Source organism: Mesorhizobium sp. P3_A9 (assembly GCF_056402975.1).
This window is the reverse complement of record NZ_JBFUGJ010000038.1, coordinates 13411-32435: the sequence shown is the minus strand read 5'-3', so window position 1 is coordinate 32435 and position 19025 is coordinate 13411. Positions and strand designations below refer to the sequence as shown.

Below are 19025 nucleotides of genomic sequence, written 5' to 3'. Positions count from 1 at the left end.
GGCCTGGTTCATGTTACCGCTCCGGGCCATTTCGCGTTCGTTGCGGCCACAGCATCATCCGCGCCGCCGACGAAGACGAAACGGGACGAGCCGAGATAGAAAATGACCGAGTAGAGGCAGTTTCCCGCCAGATGGACAAACGGGTTCTCGATGAAGCCGGCAGACATGGCGGCGATCACGACGCCCAGATTGGCGCCATAGGCGACGACGAAGGTGATCGCGTATCGAGTGACCGCGCCGGGGCGAAAGCCGCCGGCACGTCCGAACGTCCATTGGCGATTGAGGAAGAAGCCAAGCGTAAGGCCCCCGGCATAGCCAGCCGCATTGGAAACGATGTCGCCGAGGCCCACCGCCAACCCGGCCAGGACCAGCGTATAGCCAAGCGCCGTGTTGAGAAGCCCGACGGCGCCGAAGCGCAGCATCCGCGAGACATCAGACGGAAGAGCCGACCGCATCCTGCCCACGCCGTTCCCGTTGCATCTGGTCGACCTTTGCCTCAGCCACGCGCGGCTCTTTTCGCCATCTCCTGCAGGCGATGGACGGGCAGGTCGCTGTCCTTGGCTGGCCGGTCGCGCGCAACGATCTCGTTGACGAAATAGAGCGGCCGCCGCTTCGTCTCCATGTACATGCGGCCGAGATACTCGCCGAAGATGCCAAGCACCAGAAGCTGGACACTGCCCATGATCAGCATGATCGCGGCAAGGCTCGTCCAGCCGGGAACCACGTTGCCCCTGGACCATTCGAACAGCGTATAGCCGAGCACGACCAGTCCGAGCAGGCCGAACATCATCCCCAGCAGCGAGGCAAACCGCAACGGCACGATCGAAAAGCTGGTCATCGCGTCGACCGCCAGAAGAACCATCTTCTTCAGCGGGTAGTGGGTGGTGCCGGCAAAGCGCCGGTGCCTTTCATAGGGGAAGGCGACCTGCCTGAGCCCGATCCAGCTCACCATGCCGCGAATGAACCTGTAGCGCTCGGGCATCGCGTTCAGATGGTCGAGCGCACGGCGGCTCATCAGCCGGAAGTCTCCGGAGTCCGGTGCGATCTCGACATCGACCATCCGGCCGAGCAAGCGGTAGAACATCGAGGCGGAAGCCCGCTTGAACCAGCTTTCGCCGTCGCGCTTCACCCTCTGGCCGTAGACGACATCGAAACCTTCATCCATCTTCGCCATCATCGCACCAAGCAGTTCGGGCGGGTCCTGGAGGTCGGCGTCAAGAATGAGAATGCGCTCGCCGCGGCAGAACTCCAGCCCCGCGCTTAAGGCGATCTGGTGGCCGTAATTGCGGGCAAGGTCGATGGCGACGACATGGTCGTCCTTTTCGGCCAGTTCGAAGATAGCCTCGCGGGTGCCGTCGGTCGCTCCGTCGATGACAAGGACGATCTCGTAGGAAGGGCTTTGCTCGAGGCACACGGCGCTGACGCGTCGGTGAAGCTCGGCCACGCCGTCGCGCTCATTATAGCATGGCACCACGACCGACAGGGCGATTGCGCGGTGCGCGCCGATTTTTCCCGTTCCCACCAAAGCCTGGCTCCCGCTCCTGGAATGGCAATAGCGGCAATTGGTTAGAAAACAGATAAGCCAGGGATCGACGCGGCGTCATCGGCCGGCCGACGCCGTGGGCCGGGCACTGTCACGAACGCACCGGCAGCTCCATGCGGATGCGGGCGCCGCGCCATGAGCCCGTCAGGATGCGGATCGTTCCGTCATGCAGCAGCGCGATCTGTCGGGCGAGGTTCAGTCCCAGCCCCGCCCCGCGCGACTGCGGCAGCAAGCGGTAAAAGGGCTCGAAGACATTCTCATGCTCTTCAGCGGGAATGCCCGGGCCTTCGTCGCGCACCTCGACGCCGCCGGCCCCGTCGATGGCGATCGTGATCGTGCCGCTGCCGCCGCCATGCTCGATTGCGTTGCGCACGAGGTTGGCGAGCGCGCGCTCGATCTGCAGGACATTGACCTCCACCTGGGCCTTGCCGGGTGCAGGCTCGAAGGCGAGGTCGTAACCGGCCTCGATGGCCAATGGGGCGAAATCGGCGGCGACCCGGCTGGCGAGATCGTCGAGATCGATGATCTGGCGCTGGTCCGACGGCCGGTCGAGCAACTGATGGTCGAGCAGTTGCTGGGCAAGATGCGACAGACGCTCGATGTCATGCAGCAGGCGCACGCTCTGCGGCTCCTGCTTCAGCAGTTCCGCGCGTGTGCGCAGGATGGCGATCGGCGTGCGCAATTCATGCGCCGCGTCGGTGAGGAAGCGATTGTGGCGGTCGTAACCCTGGGCGAGGCGGGCGAGCGCCTCGTTGAAGGCATGCACCAGCGGCGCGATTTCCTGGGGCACCTGCTTGACCGGCAATTGCATGGCGCGGGTGCCGATGTCGATACGCGCCGCCTGGCGGACCGTTTCGACAAGGCCGGCGAAGGAGCGGCGCACCACCGCCGGAGTCGTCACCAGGGTCGTGGTTCCCATGACCAGGACGATCGGCAACAACAGGATGAGGATGATGACCGCAAGCGCGGGGAGTGCCTTCTCCCAGTTCCTGCTGCCGTCGGGATTCCTGGCGACGTCGACAGTAGCCGAAATGCTGAGCTCAAGGCCCTCGGTTTCTCGCGACGACCGCGTCCCGGCGATGATTTGTACCGTGCCGGCCCTGGTCGCGGCTTTTTCGAGATAGGCCTCCGGCCTCAAATCATCTTCGGAAAATCCGATGGTGGCGTGATCGGCCTCGCCCAGCAAGTCGCCAAAATTCCTGGCGTAGACGTCAGGCACATTACCGAAGCGCACGCTCTGGCCGTTGCCGTCACGAACAATGTACCAGACGTTGGGGAAGCCCTCGCGAAAGCTGGCAAGCCCCTCGGTCTCATGGACGATCAGTCTGCCGTTGCCGTCACGGCCAACCGCTTCCTTGATGGCGGCAACGGCCGCCTCGTTGTCGATCAAAAGGCGCGGATTGGCGATCCAAAGTGCCGCCGCGCAAAGCACGATGAAGATCAGCAGCGTCGCCGCCTGCAGCAGGATCAGCCGCCGGACGAGGATCCATTGCAGCGAGCGTGTGCGGACCTTCTTCACGAGGCCGCCCGCAAGAGGTAGCCAAGGTTGCGGATCGCCCGGATCTCGATGCCGGCGGCGACATCGTCGAGCTTGCGGCGCAGCCGCGAAATATGCGCATCGAGCGCATTGGAGCCGATCTCGTCGTCCAGTGCGTAGACGGCTTCCTCCAGCGCGCTGCGCATGATGGTCCGCCCCGGCCTGCGGATCAGCGTTTCGAGCACCAGCCTTTCGCGCCGCGGCAGATCGAGCGCCTGTTCCTCGACCAGCGCCTCGCGGTGGCGGAAATCATAGGTGAGGCGGCCGACCATCGTCTGGTTGGCGCGCGATGTGAACGAGCGCCGGTGCAAGGCATGAAGTCGCGCGACGAGTTCCACCGTGGCGAAGGGCTTGACCATATAATCGTCGGCGCCGGCATCGAGCCCGGCGACACGGTCGTCCAACCCGCTCATCGCCGTCAGCGCGATGACAGGCACATCCAGGTGCAAGGCACGCAGGCGCGGTATGAGGCTGAGGCCGTCGCCATCCGGCAGCCGGCGGTCCAGCACCACCGCGTCGTGATAGCCCAGGCGGGCCATCGCCTCGGCATCGGCCAATGTCGCGGCATGGTCGACGATGATGTCCAGACGCTCGAGAGCGGCCTTCAGCACGGAGGCCATTTCCGGTTCGTCCTCGATCAACAGGACGCGCATGAATATTCTCCTTTATCCGCAGCCGGTCTGCGGCCGCGGCAATTCATTCGCATTCCAGCTTCGGCTGGCGGAAATTGGTGATGAACCAGCGGCTGCCGGAAGCGCGGGCGTAGAATGTGTAGAAGCATTCCTGACGCTCGATATAGCCGGGCGTCTCGGTCTCTTCATAGACGGTTCCGTGTTTTGTATGGCGAACCTCGCCGCTCGATGTCCCGGGAACCGCCGACGTCGATACCTTGCGCCACTGATAGGCGCGTTCGCCCTGGCCGAGATCGACGACAGCGGTTGGCGGGCCGTAATCCAGAATGACCGATTCGACCGGCTGTCCGACATAGTTCTTCATGATGTCGGAGGCACAGCCCCCGAGCGCGAGCGCGACGAACACTATCTTCGCGCCCCGTATGAGGAGGCCGGCGCCATATCTGGACATATCGGAGCAGATTCCCGTCATGAAAATTCACGTGCGGGACCTAGATCGCGAAGATTGCATCGACATTGCGAAGAGCCGCGGGAACTGGGTCCGTTACGGAAAAAGCCGACCGCCGCCTCGGGTATTGCCGGAACGCAGGATTGCGCGATGCCGGCGGGCATCGCGCAATCCGATCGACCTGCTCTAGAACCGGTAGTTGATGCCGGCCTTCAGCTCATGGCTGCCGATCGTCGTCTTGGACGTGCCAAGGGCCGATGTCGTCTCGACGCCAGGGGTGCGGACATAGTCGTACTCGACCTTGGCGGACAGTCCGCCGGCAAAGCCCTGCTCGATGCCGGCGCCCAGCAGATAGCCCACCTTCCATCCATCCGCGCTGGTGACATTGTCGCCCTTGTCGAATTTGGTCAGCGCAACGCCGCCGGTTCCAAACAGCAGCGTCTGGTCGAAGCTCACGCCTGCCTTGGCCTTGGCGGCACCACGCCATTTCTCCTTGATCTTGCCACCATGGACGTCATGTTCTGCGCCGCCCAGATAGGAGCCTTCGATCTCGGCGCCGAGGACCGCCGGACCCATCTGCTGGTTGTAGCCGGCCTGAACGCCGCCGCTGAAGCCATTTCGATCGGCGAACGGATTGGGCATCCTTGTGAACGCCGTGCCGCCATGGACGCCGACATAGGCGCCGCTCCACTGGAAGGCGGGGGGATCATTGTAGGTCGGTGAAAGGTCGGCGGCCATCGCCGGCCCGAGAAGGCAGATGCCAAGGACAGCCGCCGTCAGGACGATCTTTGCTTGAGAGGACACGAGCATTACTCCAACACAAACGCGCATCCGGCAAATCGGTACGCAGGTTAATTCCCGGGGAGCCTGACCGTTGGGGCGGTCGGGCTCCGATTTGGTGTCTTTCAGGGATGGTTGCACGGTCCTGAAACTGGCGTTCGCCAGCTGTGGTAGGAGGGTCGGAGCGCCGGGCAACCAGTCACCTGAAAGACGCCGACTGTCTTGCAGGTGAAAATTGCACGCACATTGCGCAAAATTCGAGAATGACGATTTTGTGCTTTATTTTCAATAAATTAAAATGATCTTGTTTACCGATATTTAAGAATTGCGAACCTTCGCAAGCCCGGAGTCTCGAACTCTGTGCATTCCACGGACAGACCGTGCCGGCTTGATGGTTTGCCGCCAAGCACGTATCTCTGGATCGTGCCCATGAGTCCGGGCATCTCAATCGGGAGACGGCCTTGTCCGCACTGACGCGCTTTCTCGGCGACTCGCCATTCAGGGTGATCCTGAAGCTGCTGGTGGTGTCGTTCCTCGTCGGCCTTGTCATGAATGCCTTCGGCTGGTCGCCGATGGATGTGTTCTACAGCATCCAGAGGTTCTTCATCGACCTGTGGAATCTGGGCTTCCACGCCATCGACCGCTTCCTCGGTTACATCCTGCTGGGTGCCGCGATCGTCGTGCCGGCCTTCATCCTGCTCAGGATCGCCAACTACCGGAAATGACCTTTTAGGCGTAGCTTGAGGCGACCTCGAACAGGATGGCGTGCCGCGCGGCAAGTGTCGGCACATCCGTGGAATAGCCGCCGCCGATGACGCCGCAGACGGGAATGCCGATCGCGCGGAAACGATCGATCACCATCGTATCGCGGGCGCGCAGGCCATCGTTGGAAAGCGCCAGCCTGCCAAGCCGGTCCTCGGCATGGACGTCGACGCCCGCATTGTAGAAAACGATGTCCCAATGCGCCCGGGCCGACAGTTCCGGCAGGATGGCGGCCAGCCTCTCGAGATAGGCGGCATCGCCCGTGCCGTCGGGCAGCGCGATGTCGAGGTCGGAGGCGATCTTGCGCACGGGGTAGTTGCGGTCGCCATGCATGGAGAAGGTGAACACGCGTGGCTCCTCGCTCAGAATGTCCGCAGTGCCGTCGCCCTGATGCACGTCGAGATCGACGACCAGGATGTTTTGTGCGGCACTCTCGGCGAGCAGCACCAGCGAGGCGACGGCGACGTCGTTGAAGGTGCAAAAGCCGGCACCTTGCGCGCGCCGCGCATGATGGCTGCCGCCGGCGGTGTTGCAGGCAATGCCGTGGCGCAAGGCAAGGCGCGCCGCCAGTATCGTGCCGCCGGCGGCAAGCTGCGCGCGCAGCGAAACGCGAGGGCCGACCGGAAAGCCGATCTCGCGTTCGATTTTTTCCGGCACGCAACAGCCGATGACCTGATCGACATAGTCGGCCGCATGGGCAAGCTTCAGCCATGACGCCGGCGCGGGTTCCGCTGTGTTGAGCGCCCCGGGCCTGGCCAGGCCGCGTGCGCGCAAGGCCTCCATCAGCAACGGATACTTGCTCATCGGGAAGCGGTGGTTGGTGGCAAAGCCGGCGTCGTAGTCGGGGTGGTGGACGATATGCAGGGGCATGAACGGGATCCGGCGGACTCGCGCCAGACCGGGATTTCGGTTGGCCATCGCGGCAAGAATGATTGCGCGGTGGCCGGAAAATGGGGCACATCGGCTCTTCGATCAAGCCGCAATCAGCAAGGCAGCAATCCCTTGGACAAGGGTGCAATCCCAGCCGACGCGAGACCTTTCGTCGTCACCAACCGTTCCGTGCTCGCCATAGCGGTGCCGATGACGCTCGCCTATCTGACGACGCCGATGCTCGGCCTTGTCGACACGGCGGTGATCGGGCACTTTGGCGACGCGGCACTGCTTGGCGGCCTGGCGGCGGGCGCGTTGATCTTTGACGTCGTCTTCACCAGCTTCAACTTCCTGCGCTCCGGCACCACCGGTCTCGTCGCCCAGGCTTTCGGCCGTGGTGATGCGCTCGAGGAACAAGCGGTGTTCTGGCGCGCCGTGCTGATCGCGGTCATTGCCGGCATTGTCCTGGCGGCGCTTTCACCCCTGATCGCCGTCGGTGGCCAGTGGTTCATGGGCGCCGAACCGCGTGTCAGCGAGGCAATGGGCATCTACATCAGGATCAGGCTGCTTGCCGCACCCTTCTCGCTGATCAACTACGCGATCCTCGGCTATGTACTGGGGCGCGGCGAGGGCGGGCTTGGACTTGTGCTGCAGCTGGTGCTCAACGGCATCAACATCGCGCTCTGCTTCCTGCTTGGCCTGAAGCTCGGCTGGGGCGTTGCCGGCGTCGCCTGGGCGACCGTGACGGGCGAATTCCTGGCCATGCTGCTGGGTCTCGCCATCGTCGTGCTGCGCTTCCGCTCGACCCCATCCTTGCCGCGCCATCGCCTGCTCGACATGAGCGCCTTCCTTCGCATGCTGTCGCTCAACCGCGACATCATGATCCGCTCGTTTTCGCTGCTCGCCGCCTTCGCGCTGTTCACCCGCCAGGGCGCGCAGTTCGGCACGGTGACGCTCGCCGCCAATGCGGTGTTGATGAACTTCTTCCTCGTCGCCGGCTATTTCCTCGACGGTTTTGCCACCGCCGCCGAACAACTCGCGGGCCGTGCCGTCGGCGCGCGTGCCGAGCAGGCCTTCCGGCAGGCGGTGCGGCTGACCCTGTTCTGGGGTTTCGGGCTGGCTGGCGCCGCAACCCTGGTGCTGCTCTTGGCCGGCGCCAATCTGGTCGCCGTCGTCACGACATCGCAGGAGGTGCGCTCGGTGGCCGACATCTATTTGCCCTGGGCGGCATTCACCGCGCTGAGCGGCGTGCTGGCGTTCCAGATGGACGGCGTCTTCATCGGCGCCACCTGGTCACGCGACATGCGCAACATGATGCTGCTGTCGTTCCTGGTCTTCGCTGTCGCGTTGCTGACGCTGGCGCCGGCCTTCGGCAATCACGGCCTGTGGGCGGCGCTGCACGTTTTCCTGCTGGCGCGCGGCTTCAGCCTGTTGGCCATTCTGCAGCTGCGGGTGCGCACGGCATTTTGATTTGCGCCAGCATGGATAGCAGCTTTGGAGCGCGCTACTCTTCCAGTCGTCGGGGTAGACAGAATGCCGGGGCGGCAATGGGAAACAGGTTTGAACCAATCAGGCCAAGGGTCATAAGGGGATCAAGAAGAAAATACTTCCTCAATATGCTCCCTGGCATTGCTTTTGTTTGTGCAGGAATTCTTATGGTCCGAATTCCAGTGACGGACCCAGAATCGTTCTCTGCATTCAAGCAGATAGGCGGAGGATGGCTCGCCATAGCGGTATTCGGGTACTATTCACTGATTCTCGCTCGGTTTCTTGTTCGCCCGCATGTCTTGGTGCTCGACGAAACTGGTTTTACACTGGACGGTGGCCGTGTTCGAGTGCCGAGGAAAATCGCATGGCGGGATGTCCAAGGCTTTTATGTCCGCAAACAGCACCGCGCGCAAATCATCGGCTACAGGCTGGAAGCCAAAGCCGGGACTGGTAAGCCTCAGATGCCAACTGAGCGAATTTTGCCGAATATTTGGCCACTATCAATCGAGGATATGGTCGATCTTCTTGATATTTATCGACTGGAAGCCTTGGATCGGGCGCGGATCACACAACTCCGTTGATATCAGGCGGTTGCTAGAGCGGCTTGGCAGCCCATCGATCAACGCCACTATCGCGCAGTTCGCGAATTGACTTCAGCCGCTCCGTTTCGACAAATCGCGCCATCCCTGCGACAATGCGGCCTGGCAGGGCCGGTCCGGCATAGATCATACTTGTGTAAAGCTGCACCAGATCGGCACCCGCGCGGATCTTCTCCAGCGCCGTTTCTGTGGAATCGACGCCGCCGACGCCGATGATGGCGATATCCGGCCCGAGCAGCTTGCGCATCTTCGCCAGCACGATGGTCGAGCGGTCGAACAGCGGTTTTCCCGAAAGCCCGCCGGTTTCGCGCGCCGCGTCGCCGCTGCACAATGGGGGCCGCGAAATGGTGGTATTGGAGACGATGACGCCGTCGATCCGTTTTTCAACGACCTCGGCGGCGATGTCTTGCAACTCGGCCTCCACTAGATCCGGCGCGATCTTGAGGAAGACCGGCGGCTCGGCCGCGGCTGATGCACGCGCGGCCATGACCCGTGACAAAAGCTCGCCGAGCTGCTCGCGCGCCTGCATGTTGCGCAGGCCGGGCGTGTTGGGCGAGGAGATGTTGACCGTCAGATAGCTGGCATAGGATGCAAGGCGGGTGACGCCGCGCTCATAGTCGCCGATGCGATCAGCACTGTCCTTGTTGGCGCCGATGTTGACGCCGACGATGCCAGCGCGCCCCTTGCGTACGGCGAGGCGTTTTTCGGCCGCCGCATGGCCTTCATTGTTGAAGCCCAGCCGGTTGATCACCGCTTCATCCGCCGTCAGCCGGAAGATGCGCGGCTTCGGATTGCCGGCCTGCGGAAGCGGCGTGACCGTGCCGACCTCGGCAAAGCCGAAGCCGAGGCCAAGCAGCGCGTCCGGCACCTCGGCGTTCTTGTCGTAGCCGGCCGCCATGCCGAGCGGGTTGGGGAAATCGAGGCCGCAAAGGCTGACCTTCAGCCTGGTGTCGCGCACCGTCCGCGCGCCGACCGGCAGGCCGCAGCGCAGCGCCGCGATCGACATGCCATGCGCGGTTTCCGGATCGAATGTGAACAGCAGTTTTTGGCCAAGCCGGTCGAACAGACTCATTCGGCCTCCAGTGCCGGGAAGAGGTGCGTGCCATCGGCGCCGAGCGGCAGCGGTCGCACCCATGTGACGGATTTCAGCTCCAGCACGCCGTAAAGATGCGGAAACAGTGCGCCGCCGCGCGAAACCTCGTATTTCAGGGCGTCGCCCAGGCTGGCGCCGTCGATGGCGACCAGCAGAAGGTCGCTCTGGCCGGAAAAATGCTTTGCCGCGGTTTCCCGGACCTGCGCTGCCGTGGAGAAATGGATGAAGCCGTCGGCGACGTCGATCGGCGCGCCGGTGAAGCGGCCACTGGCTTCGGCCTCGCGCCAAGGCGCTTGCGGGGTTATCTTGTAGATAAACTGAGACATGGTTGCGCTATAGTCCGAACCAGCCACGCGGGAAAGGCCACGCCAAGGGTCTTCCCCATTTCCGGCGCAAACATGCGATATTTCAGGCCTTGGCCATGGAGGACAACATGCGTCTGCAACACATCTTGATCCCCGCCGCGCTCGTTTCACTGGTCGCGGTGTCAGCCTATTCGGAAGAAACCGACCGCTACCGGCTGGAAAAATCCGCCAACGGCTATGTCCGCATGGACACGCAGACCGGCGCGATGTCGATCTGCGAGGAACGTTCCGGTCAGCTCGTCTGCAAGGTGGCAGCCGACGAACGCGCCGCTTTTCAGGACGAAATCGACCGCCTGCAAACCTCGATGAAGGCAATGGACGAACGCGTCACCAAACTGGAGAATTCGCTCTCCGCCCGGCTGGAATCGAAGCTGCCGAGCGAGGAGGATTTCAACAAGACGATGAGCTACATGGAGCGCTTCCTGAAGGGCTTCATGGGCATCGTCAAGGATATGGACAAGGACAATGGCGGCGGCGCCCAGCTGAATTCGCAGAAGACCTGAGCGCTGTAGACAAGGGAAAACGCGGCGCGCTGGTTTTGCCGCTTGAAAACAGCGCGCAGCCTCTCATAATCGTCCGACTGGTCCCGAAAAGCTTAAAAATCATCGACGGGATTCGGGGAGGGACATTTGCCGTCAGGCTATTCTTTCGTCATCGCCGACGATCATCCGCTGTTTCGCGGTGCTCTGCGTGAGGCGCTTGCCGGCATCGGCAATGTCGCCGCCATCCACGAGGCCGGCGATTTCGAAAGCGCCAAGGCGCTGGTCGTGGCCAATGAGGATGTCGATCTGGTGCTGCTCGACCTGTCGATGCCAGGCGCCAGCGGCCTCTCCGGCCTGATCTCGCTGCGCGGCATCCATCCGGCGGTGCCGCTTATCGTGGTGTCGGCGCATGACGATCCGGTGACCATCAGGCGTGCGCTCGATCTTGGCGCCTCCGGCTTTATCTCCAAATCGGCGAGCATGGAGGAAATCCGCAACGCCGTGCAATCGGTGCTCGCCGGCGACATCGCCGCGCCCGTCGGTGTCGATCTCGGCGTCGAACGCGATCCCGAAATATCGGACCTGATCAAAAGGCTGCAGGCGCTGACGCCGCAGCAGACCCGCGTGCTCGGCATGCTGGCCGAAGGCCTGCTCAACAAGCAGATCGCCTATGAGCTCGGCGTCTCCGAGGCCACCATCAAGGCGCATGTTTCGGCCGTCCTGCAGAAGCTCGGCGTCGACAGCCGCACCCAGGCGGTGATTCTTTTGTCCAAGATCGGCAGTGATCCGTTGCAGCCAGCGCACTGAGCGCCGGAATCCCGGCGCTCACCGCTATTCAGCTGCCGGATTTGGCGACCAGGCTGCGGGCACCTCCTCGGAGTCGATTGCTTCCGCACCCGCACTCCGATCCTGATTGGATTCGCTTCCGGGCAACTGCGCCCGGCCGATCGCGGCGCCAAGGCCGAGCGATGCGATCGCCACTAGCGGAATGCCAGCGATCCAGGGCAGGCGCGGTGCCAGCGCGTAAAGCGCCGTGCCGATCGAGGGCCCCAGCGAGTCCTTGAGGTCGACCGCCACCGACGAAGCCGCCATGTAGGAGGCGCGTCGTGCGGGTGGCGCCAGCGCATTGACGGCGGTCGGCACCAGCGGTCCGACCAGCATCTGCGCGATCGAGCACAGGCTGACCGCGCCGATCAGCATCAGCATCGCAGGCGAGGCGGCCAGCAGCGCAAAGGCGAGTATCGTCGCAATGCCCGCACCGACCGTCAGCCACAGAGCGGACCGTGCCTCGACCATGCGGCTGACCAGCATCTGCAGGCCGACCGTCAGCGCGGCGGCGTAGGCGAACAGCGCGCCGACGCCTGACGGTGTCAGGGTCCCGGCATCATGCGCATAAAGCGGGATCACCGCCTCGATCCAGTTGCCGGCGACCTCGAACAGCACGACCCAGAGCAGCAGCCTCGCCAACCGGCCGTCGCGAAAGGCCGGCAGCAGCGCGGACAGGCCTTCTTCCTCTTCATCGGCCTCGCCGTCATGGCGATCGTCGCCGGTGGCGCGGCCGATGCCGATCGTCTCGTTGAGGGCGAAGAGCATCACGATCCCGCCCAGCACAAGCATGGTACCGCCGGCAAGAAACACGCTGCGCAGCGACACGAGCGCCAACAGGGCGCCGCAGGCCGGTCCGAGAATCTGCCCCGCGCTTGAACTCACGCGCGCCAGGCTGAACCAGCGGGGATGGGCGGATGGCGCGGTCACATCGGCGATCGCGGTGAGGATCGTCGGGTGAAGCACCGACTCGCACATGCCGGTCAACAGCAGCACGATCGCGGTAATGACGACACCATGCACGAAGAACAGGGCCAGGAAGCCGGCCCCGACGCCGAGCGACGAGGCGATCACCACCGGCCGCCGGCCGACGCGGTCGGCGATGCCGCCGATCAGTGGCGCCGCCAGAAGTTCGCCGCCGGCATAGCAGCCGAACAGCAGGCCGATCGCGCCGACAGGAATGCCGGCCTCGCTGCTCGCCCAGAGCGGAAAGAAAGGCATCAATGCGCCATCGGCGAAACCGGCACAGAAGAAGAGCAGAAGCCCCAACAGGGCTGGGCGCGGGGCAGCGCGCCAGGAGGAAAAGAGTGTTTTGATCATGACGTCACCTGCGCATGGAGGCCCGACTGTCGTCGACGGCCGGAAGATTGCGCGTTGGTTGACGTAAACGCCTACGGTCGCCCTGGAGCGACATGGAGGTTGAGCCGCGTGGTTGAATCCCATGCGGCGATGGGACCGGCTTCAGCCGAGCCGCACGGACAGTTCGACGTCCTCGCCAAACGGCGTGGACATGTAGCCCGATGCCGGCGAGCGCACCCGTTGCAGATATTCGGGAGAGAAATCGGCGTTGTCGGCAATGATCAGTGCGCCTGGCCTCAAGCGGCTCTCGACCAGGCTGAGGATCTCCGGATAGATCGCCTTGGCGCCGTCGAGCAGTAGCAGGTCGATCGTTTCGGGCAGGTCGGCGCTCAGCGTCTCAAGCGCGTCGCCCTCACGGATCTCCACCAGGTCGATAAGGCCGCCCTCGGTCAGATTGGCCTTGGCCCGCATCACCTTGGATGGTTCGAATTCGGTGGTGATCAGGCGGCCACCGCCATTGTCCCTGAGTGCCGCGGCAAGATAGAGCGTCGAGATGCCGAACGAGGTGCCGAATTCGACAATGACACGCGCGCCGCTGCTGCGCGTCAGCATGTAGAGCAGCGTCCCGGTCTCCGGCGAGATCGCCAGCCAGAGGTCCTTCAGCCGCCCGTAGAAATCGACATATTCGGTCTTGCTGTTGAGCAGGCGCGCCCGCTCGTCGTGCGAAAGCGCAGCCACGGCCGGACTGGTAGTGGCATTGGCTTCCTTGAACAGGCGCTCAAGCAGGGGTGCCAGCGGTGCGTTGGTCAGCGTCATCATGAAAGTCTCCGGTCGAAAAGGACTGCGTTCTTGTGTTGCGCTGAAAAATACGAATAATCCTTCAGGTTTCCAATTCGCATTGCCGAGCCGAGACATGACAGGATGCTCAAGTCCTTCGATTTCCTCACGAAAACAGCCCAAACAGGCACGTGCCACGGACCTTGTCGCGGCGATTTTGGAGGCTGCTGTTCAGGTTTTGGCGAGCGAAGGCGCACAGCGTTTCACCACCACGCGCGTCGCGGAAAAGGCGGGCGTCAGCGTCGGCTCGCTCTACCAATATTTCCCCAACAAGGCGGCACTCCTGTTCCGGCTGCAGAGCGATGAATGGCGGCAGACGGGTGGCCTGCTGCGCACCATACTCGAGGACGACCAACGCCCGCCGCTCGAACGGCTGCGTCGCCTTGTCCACGCCTTCATCCGCTCGGAGTGCGAAGAGGCTGCGGTGCGTGTCGCGCTCAATGACGCCGCCCCTCTCTACCGCGACGCGCCAGAGGCGCACGAGGCCAGAGTCTCGGGAGAGCGAACTGTCCAGACATTTATGCGGGAGGCTTTGCCTGAGGCTTCAGACGCCGTCCGTACCTTGGCGGGCGAGCTGATCATCACCACACTCAGCGCGGTGGGAAAGGACTTTTCGGGAAGTCCGCGAACACCGGTCGAGATCGAAACCTATGCCGACGCAATGGCCGACATGTTCTGCGCTTACCTCGAAAGTCTGGGCCACAGCGGCTGAGGTCGCCGGCGCTGTCCGGCCCGCCTCTTTGGCATCACTCCGCCGCCGAGGCCAGCGGCCTGACCCTGGCCATCATCGAGCGCAGCACCGCCGGTTTCAGCGGCTTGTTGATCACCGGGACGTCGAGTTCGCTTGCTGCTGCGCGCACCTCGTTGGAACGGTCGGCGGTCACCAGCACGCAAGCTAAGTCCTGGCCGTAGGCTGCGCGCAGAGTCCTGATCGCATCGAGCCCGGTGGCGCCGTCGAGGTGATAGTCGGCAAGCACGATGTCGGGCCGGCGTGCGCCGGGCCGCAAAAGATCCCCTGACCCCGAGGCGGTGTCGACGCTGCACCCCCAGCCTTCGAGCAGCAACCGCATGCCGTCGAGGATACGCGCGTCGTTGTCGATGCAAAGCACGGTCAGCCCGGCAAGCGAAGAAGCCGCGCGTGCTGGTGTTTTCTCGGTCTCGCGCCGCGGTACCGCCACCGCCGCCACCGGCAGGATGACCGAGAAGCGGGTGCCTTTGCCAGGATTGGAGAAGATGCGGATTTCGAGCCTGAGCACGCGAGCGATGCGGTCGACGATGGACAGGCCGAGACCGAGGCCCTCGGCTTCGCGCACGCCTTCATCCAGCCGGGTGAACTCATGGAAGACGGTGTTCAGCTTGTCGCCGGCGATGCCGATGCCGGTGTCGATCACCTGGATTTCCGCCAGTTCGCCGCGCCGCCGCACGCCCACCAGGATGCGGCCCCGGCGGGTGTACTTAATCGCGTTGGAGACCAGATTCTGGATCAGGCGGCGCAACAAGTTGCGGTCGGTCATCACGGTGAGCGACGAGGCCATGATGGTCAGCCCGAGCTTCTTTTCGGCTGCCATTGGCCGAAAATCATTGCCGATCTGGCGCAGCAATCCGTCGAGGTTGAAGGCGGTATCGTCCGGCTTCATCGCACCGGCGTCGAGGCGCGAGATATCGAGCACGGCGCCCAAAATGGTCTCGACCGATTCCAGCGAGGATTCGATGTTGACCGCGGCCCTGCCGGCTGGACCCTTGCCGGCCTTCTCGATCAGCGACGAGCAATAGAGCCGGGCGGCGTTCAGCGGCTGCAGGATGTCGTGGCCGGCGGCGGCGAGGAAGCGCGTCTTGCCGAGATTGGCCTCCTCGGCCAGCATCTGCGCCTGCGCCAGCTCCTCATTAACCCGGGTCAACTCGATGGTGCGGGTCTTGACCCGCTGCTCCAGCGATTCATTGGCCCGCTTCAGCGCCAGATCCTGCTCGACGCGCCCGGAAATGTCGGCATAGGTGGCGACGATGCCGCCATCCGGCATCGGGTTGGAGCGCAGCTCCAGGATGCGGCCGCTGGTCTTCAGCTCCATCTGCCAGGGGCTGACGAAGCTGGTCAGCCGGTTGAGCATCGTCACGCGCTGATCGGCGGGGATGTCGCCGCGCTCGGCGAGATGGCGCAGGATCTGGTCGAGCGAGACACCGACCTGGCCCATCTCGTCGGGCAGGTCGAACAGCGCCCGGTACTGGCGGTTCCAGCAGATCAGGCGGAAATCGCGATCGAAGACGGTGATGCCTTGCTCCATCTGGTCGAGCGCGATCTGCAGGAGGTCGCGATTGTGCTGCAGCGCCTCGGTGGCGTCGTCGAGCAGGCGGAAGGCATCCCGGGATTCGCGGTCATGGCGCCGAAACAGCAGCGACAGGATCAGCCGCGCCGAGGAGGAACCGACGGCACTCGCCAAAAGCTGCTCGGAGAAGCGGATGACGTCCATGCTCGCCTGCTCCTTGCCGAGCAGCGTGGTGCCGTTGGTCTTCTCGAACGACTGGAACGAGCGCTCGGTGCGCTCGACGCCGAGGTAGCGCCCGATCGTGTCCTTGAGGTCGTTGACGGTGATGGCGGTGCGGAAGCGGCGCAGGCTCGGCATCGGGCCGGCATCCCTTGGCACGAAGATCGACGCCTGGATGCGTTCCAGCGGCACCGACGCGCGCGACAGCGAGCCAAGGACGAAAAACAGCGTGTTGATCGACAGGCTCCACAACACGCCGTGGTTCAGTGGTTCGGCCACCGTGCCGAACAGCGCCTGCGGTCGCAACGCCTCGAAGCCGAACAGCCCGTGCAAGAGGATATCGGTATCGGGCGCGACAAGTGACGGCAATAGCAGCGTATAGCCCCAGACGATGATGCCGGCGACCATGCCGAGCGCTGCCCCCCGGCCATTGGCGCCGCGCCAGATCAGCCCGCCGACCAGCGCCGGCGCGAACTGCGCGATCGCCGCGAAGGACATCAGGCCGATCGATGATAGGCGCGCGCTGTTGGTGCTCTCGCGGTAGTAGAGGAAGGCGATAAACAACAGGATGAAGATCGCCCCGCGCCGCACATTGAGGATGAGCGTCGACCAGTCCTCACTCTCCGAGGTCGAGGTCTTGAGCAGGCGGCGCACGAACAGCGGAATGACGAGGTCGTTGGAAATCATGATCGACAGCGCCACGCTTTCGACGATCACCATGGCCGTTGCCGCCGACAGCCCGCCGATGAAGGCGGCCATGGCGAGCACATCATGGCCGCTGAACAGAGGCAGTGACAGCACGTAGAGATCGCTGCTGGTGCCGGTGCCGACCAGCGACAGGCCGGCAAACGCGATCGGCAGCACGAACAGGTTGATCGCCACGAGGTAGAGTGGAAACACCCAGGTCGCGGTGCGCAGTTCGGCCTCACCACGGTTCTCGACGATGGTGACGTAGAACTGCCGCGGCAGCATGATGATGGCACAGCCGCTGAGGCCGGTCAGCACCAGCCAGGTGGCGAGCGAGGTGTTGTAGCCCATCGCCTGCCGGACCTGGGTATTCTGCGCCAGCTTGGCGAACATGTCGCGGGGGCCGCCAAAGATCAGGAAAGTGACCATCAGGCCGATCGCCAGAAAGGCGGCGAGCTTGACCACAGTTTCGACCGCCACCGCCAGCACCAGCCCGTCTTGGTGTTCGGTGGCGTCGGCATGGCGGGTCCCGAACAGCACCGCAAACAGCGCCAGCAGCATGGCGACGACCAGCGAGATATCGCTGACGAACGGATCGAAGGAGGGCGGCGATCCCGTATAATGCTCGACCATCAGGCTGACCGAACCGGAGATCGCCTTCAGTTGCAGGGCGATATAGGGCACCGCGCCGATGGTGGCGATCAGCGTGGCGATGGCGGCGACGGTAAAGCTCTTGCCGTAGCGCGCGCCGAGGAAGTCGGCGATGGAAGTGATCTTCTCGGTCTTGGCCAGCCGCACGATGCGGTTGAGCAAGGGAAAGCCGAACACGAACACCAGCACCGGGCCGGTATAGATGCCGAGGAATTCGAGGCCGCGTTCGGAGGACAGGCCAACCGAGCCGAAGAAGGTCCACGAGGTGCAGTAGATGGCAAGGCTGAGCGCGTAGATGAAAGGCCGCGCCCGGCTCGGCCCTGAAATCGCCGAGCGGCGGTCGCCCAGGCTGGCGATGGCGAACAGCAGCGTCACATAGGCGATCGCAATGATGACGATGAACAAGCCCTGCACGCCTGGAATTTCCTCCTTTGCCGTCTTTTTATCCGGCTTGTCTGAACGCAATCACAGCTTGAGCCCCGAGTCCATTGCGGCTTTGGCAGCATGATCGCGGCCACGGCATTCAGACAGGCCGCCAAGGCGCGGTGCAAAAGCACTGTGCCCGTATGTGTTGCCTTCGCCGAAGGCCATCGCCTTACGTTTTCGAAGCCCAGCTTCGACGGATCGGGCAAAGGGCACTTGGTCCCTGCGAGAAAGAGGATCAGGCAGCCGGGCGTACTTTTCGAGGTTGCCGTGCATGAACGCGGCGATCTGGATGAGGCGGAGGGACTCGGAAATGGCTACTACAGAAAGGATGAGTTTCCAGTGCGACGGCATGATTCCAAAGAGACTCTACCGTTTACCTGGCGGAGAAGCCCGATCTCACGCTCGTTCCTTCCGACTGGTATCTCGCCCTTATCGTCGCCGGAGCGCGCGAGCACCGGTTCGACCGCCGGCGGATGGGCAATTGCTCTCGTTTGAATGCCAGCCCCACGTCAATCGGCCATGGGGCGGAATGACCTTGCGGTGTATTTCGGAACGCAGATCGATTTGGCGCATCCGCTCCCTCCACGACGCCGAACTGTGTAGGACGGTTATCAGATCGGCGCGTCGATATTGTTATGATGAAGATCGCCGCTGAGCGCCGTGAAAAATACGGCCAATGACGATCTCCTCCAAACCCATTCGGTAGAGGATGATGTGCCTGCCGTGGACGAACTGATGGGTCCTGCCTTCATAGAACCGGCCCATGCTCGGATAGTCGCCGAGCAACTCAAACACCGCGTCGAGTTCACGCAGGTATTTTTCGGCCTGAGTGTGGCCGAAGTTTTCGAAGGTGTAGCGGTAAATGTCTTTGAGATCGCGTTCGGCGCGATGCGTTATCCTATGGCGCATGCGGGAGTTCGGCACGCGCTTCCCGAATGATGTCGTCGATCGACTTTTCGCTGCCGGGGCTCTCAAAGCCTTCGTCGATGGCCGCCAGAATCGCTTTGCGCTTCTCATCGGGCGAAAGCGCGTCAAACCACGCGCGTTGCTCCTTTGTCGGAGCCGCCCACGGGTAAACGTCAATGCTGATGGTTTCGAGAATGTTCATGAGCATACTATAGGCGAAAACGCCTATGATTTCCAGAAATTCAATGTTGGCTTTGCCGTTCCTTGGTTCGCTCGATGAGCTTTTCCCGCTCATACTGAGCATTCAAGCTGAGC

At 63.2% G+C, this 19025-nt stretch carries 21 protein-coding genes; 6 read left to right on the top strand and 15 right to left on the bottom strand.

Annotated features, from left to right (window positions below; genetic code table 11):
- Positions 1–8: 8 nt before the first annotated feature.
- The 6 genes from AC1DX0_RS09145 to AC1DX0_RS09120 all read right to left on the bottom strand — a co-directional run bounded on the left by AC1DX0_RS09145 (position 9) and on the right by AC1DX0_RS09120 (position 4964).
- Positions 9–455: a GtrA family protein gene (locus tag AC1DX0_RS09145; RefSeq protein WP_477224264.1), complete on the bottom strand. Its 447-nt coding sequence runs from the start codon at positions 453–455 to the stop codon at positions 9–11.
- Between the two features lie 41 nt (positions 456–496).
- Complete coding sequence (locus AC1DX0_RS09140; RefSeq protein WP_477224263.1) at positions 497–1522, bottom strand: glycosyltransferase family 2 protein; 1026 nt, start codon at positions 1520–1522, stop codon at positions 497–499.
- Between the two features lie 112 nt (positions 1523–1634).
- Positions 1635–3062 (bottom strand): sensor histidine kinase, encoded by a 1428-nt coding sequence (locus AC1DX0_RS09135; RefSeq protein WP_477224262.1) that lies wholly within the window; start codon positions 3060–3062, stop codon positions 1635–1637.
- Positions 3059–3733 carry a response regulator transcription factor gene (locus AC1DX0_RS09130; RefSeq protein WP_477224261.1) on the bottom strand — a complete coding sequence of 225 codons (675 nt, stop codon included), beginning with the start codon at positions 3731–3733 and terminating at the stop codon, positions 3059–3061. The genes AC1DX0_RS09135 and AC1DX0_RS09130 overlap by 4 nt, the downstream gene beginning before the upstream one ends.
- Positions 3734–3776: 43 nt before the next feature.
- Positions 3777–4163 (bottom strand): hypothetical protein, encoded by a 387-nt coding sequence (locus AC1DX0_RS09125; RefSeq protein WP_477224260.1) that lies wholly within the window; start codon positions 4161–4163, stop codon positions 3777–3779.
- 183 nt (positions 4164–4346) lie between these two features.
- Positions 4347–4964, bottom strand: a complete 618-nt coding sequence (locus tag AC1DX0_RS09120) for an outer membrane protein (RefSeq protein ID WP_477224259.1) — start codon at positions 4962–4964, stop codon at positions 4347–4349.
- 437 nt (positions 4965–5401) lie between these two features.
- On the opposite strand from AC1DX0_RS09120, the gene AC1DX0_RS09115 reads away from it, so the two are divergent.
- Positions 5402–5665: a DUF6460 domain-containing protein gene (locus tag AC1DX0_RS09115; protein ID WP_477224258.1), complete on the top strand. Its 264-nt coding sequence runs from the start codon at positions 5402–5404 to the stop codon at positions 5663–5665.
- 4 nt (positions 5666–5669) lie between these two features.
- Here the strand turns inward: AC1DX0_RS09115 and AC1DX0_RS09110 are convergent, their stop codons facing one another.
- Complete coding sequence (locus AC1DX0_RS09110; RefSeq protein ID WP_477224257.1) at positions 5670–6572, bottom strand: histone deacetylase family protein; 903 nt, start codon at positions 6570–6572, stop codon at positions 5670–5672.
- Positions 6573–6704: 132 nt separating this feature from the next.
- Between AC1DX0_RS09110 and AC1DX0_RS09105 the strand changes: the two genes are divergently transcribed.
- Together AC1DX0_RS09105 and AC1DX0_RS09100 are read left to right on the top strand one after the other, a co-directional pair.
- The gene (locus tag AC1DX0_RS09105; RefSeq protein WP_477224277.1) at positions 6705–8042 is read left to right on the top strand and encodes an MATE family efflux transporter; all 1338 of its coding nucleotides are present in this window, start codon (positions 6705–6707) and stop codon (positions 8040–8042) included.
- A gap of 185 nt (positions 8043–8227) precedes the next feature.
- Positions 8228–8641 carry a hypothetical protein gene (locus AC1DX0_RS09100; RefSeq protein ID WP_477224256.1) on the top strand — a complete coding sequence of 138 codons (414 nt, stop codon included), beginning with the start codon at positions 8228–8230 and terminating at the stop codon, positions 8639–8641.
- Between the two features lie 13 nt (positions 8642–8654).
- Here the strand turns inward: AC1DX0_RS09100 and AC1DX0_RS09095 are convergent, their stop codons facing one another.
- Positions 8655–9731 carry a quinone-dependent dihydroorotate dehydrogenase gene (locus AC1DX0_RS09095; RefSeq protein ID WP_477224255.1) on the bottom strand — a complete coding sequence of 359 codons (1077 nt, stop codon included), beginning with the start codon at positions 9729–9731 and terminating at the stop codon, positions 8655–8657.
- Complete coding sequence (locus tag AC1DX0_RS09090) at positions 9728–10078, bottom strand: DUF952 domain-containing protein (RefSeq protein ID WP_477224254.1); 351 nt, start codon at positions 10076–10078, stop codon at positions 9728–9730. Before AC1DX0_RS09090 ends, AC1DX0_RS09095 begins: the two co-directional genes overlap by 4 nt.
- Before the next feature lie 107 nt (positions 10079–10185).
- Here AC1DX0_RS09090 and AC1DX0_RS09085 point away from each other — a divergent pair, with 107 nt between their 5' ends.
- Together AC1DX0_RS09085 and AC1DX0_RS09080 are read left to right on the top strand one after the other, a co-directional pair.
- On the top strand, positions 10186–10620 hold the full coding sequence (locus tag AC1DX0_RS09085; protein ID WP_477224253.1) for a hypothetical protein: 435 nt from the start codon (positions 10186–10188) through the stop codon (positions 10618–10620).
- 126 nt (positions 10621–10746) lie between these two features.
- Positions 10747–11406: a response regulator transcription factor gene (locus tag AC1DX0_RS09080; protein ID WP_477224252.1), complete on the top strand. Its 660-nt coding sequence runs from the start codon at positions 10747–10749 to the stop codon at positions 11404–11406.
- Positions 11407–11430: 24 nt separating this feature from the next.
- On the opposite strand, the gene AC1DX0_RS09075 is transcribed toward AC1DX0_RS09080, so the two are convergent.
- Both AC1DX0_RS09075 and AC1DX0_RS09070 read right to left on the bottom strand, forming a co-directional pair.
- Positions 11431–12744 (bottom strand): MDR family MFS transporter, encoded by a 1314-nt coding sequence (locus tag AC1DX0_RS09075; protein ID WP_477224251.1) that lies wholly within the window; start codon positions 12742–12744, stop codon positions 11431–11433.
- Between the two features lie 141 nt (positions 12745–12885).
- Positions 12886–13542, bottom strand: coding sequence for an O-methyltransferase (locus AC1DX0_RS09070; RefSeq protein WP_477224250.1), 657 nt, complete (start codon positions 13540–13542; stop codon positions 12886–12888).
- 94 nt (positions 13543–13636) lie between these two features.
- On the opposite strand from AC1DX0_RS09070, the gene AC1DX0_RS09065 reads away from it, so the two are divergent.
- On the top strand, positions 13637–14272 hold the full coding sequence (locus tag AC1DX0_RS09065; RefSeq protein WP_477224276.1) for a TetR/AcrR family transcriptional regulator: 636 nt from the start codon (positions 13637–13639) through the stop codon (positions 14270–14272).
- 34 nt (positions 14273–14306) lie between these two features.
- Here AC1DX0_RS09065 and AC1DX0_RS09060 read toward each other — a convergent pair whose 3' ends face one another.
- From AC1DX0_RS09060 to AC1DX0_RS09045, 4 genes are all read right to left on the bottom strand, one after another.
- A complete protein-coding gene (locus AC1DX0_RS09060) occupies positions 14307–17792 on the bottom strand; it encodes a PAS domain-containing hybrid sensor histidine kinase/response regulator (RefSeq protein WP_477224249.1) in 3486 nt (1161 codons plus the stop codon).
- Positions 17793–17843: 51 nt separating this feature from the next.
- Complete coding sequence (locus AC1DX0_RS09055; RefSeq protein WP_477224248.1) at positions 17844–18155, bottom strand: hypothetical protein; 312 nt, start codon at positions 18153–18155, stop codon at positions 17844–17846.
- Positions 18156–18437: 282 nt separating this feature from the next.
- A complete protein-coding gene (locus tag AC1DX0_RS09050; RefSeq protein ID WP_477224247.1) occupies positions 18438–18728 on the bottom strand; it encodes a type II toxin-antitoxin system RelE/ParE family toxin in 291 nt (96 codons plus the stop codon).
- On the bottom strand, positions 18703–19005 hold the full coding sequence (locus AC1DX0_RS09045; RefSeq protein WP_477224246.1) for a hypothetical protein: 303 nt from the start codon (positions 19003–19005) through the stop codon (positions 18703–18705). The genes AC1DX0_RS09050 and AC1DX0_RS09045 overlap by 26 nt, the downstream gene beginning before the upstream one ends.
- Positions 19006–19025 lie beyond the last annotated feature (20 nt).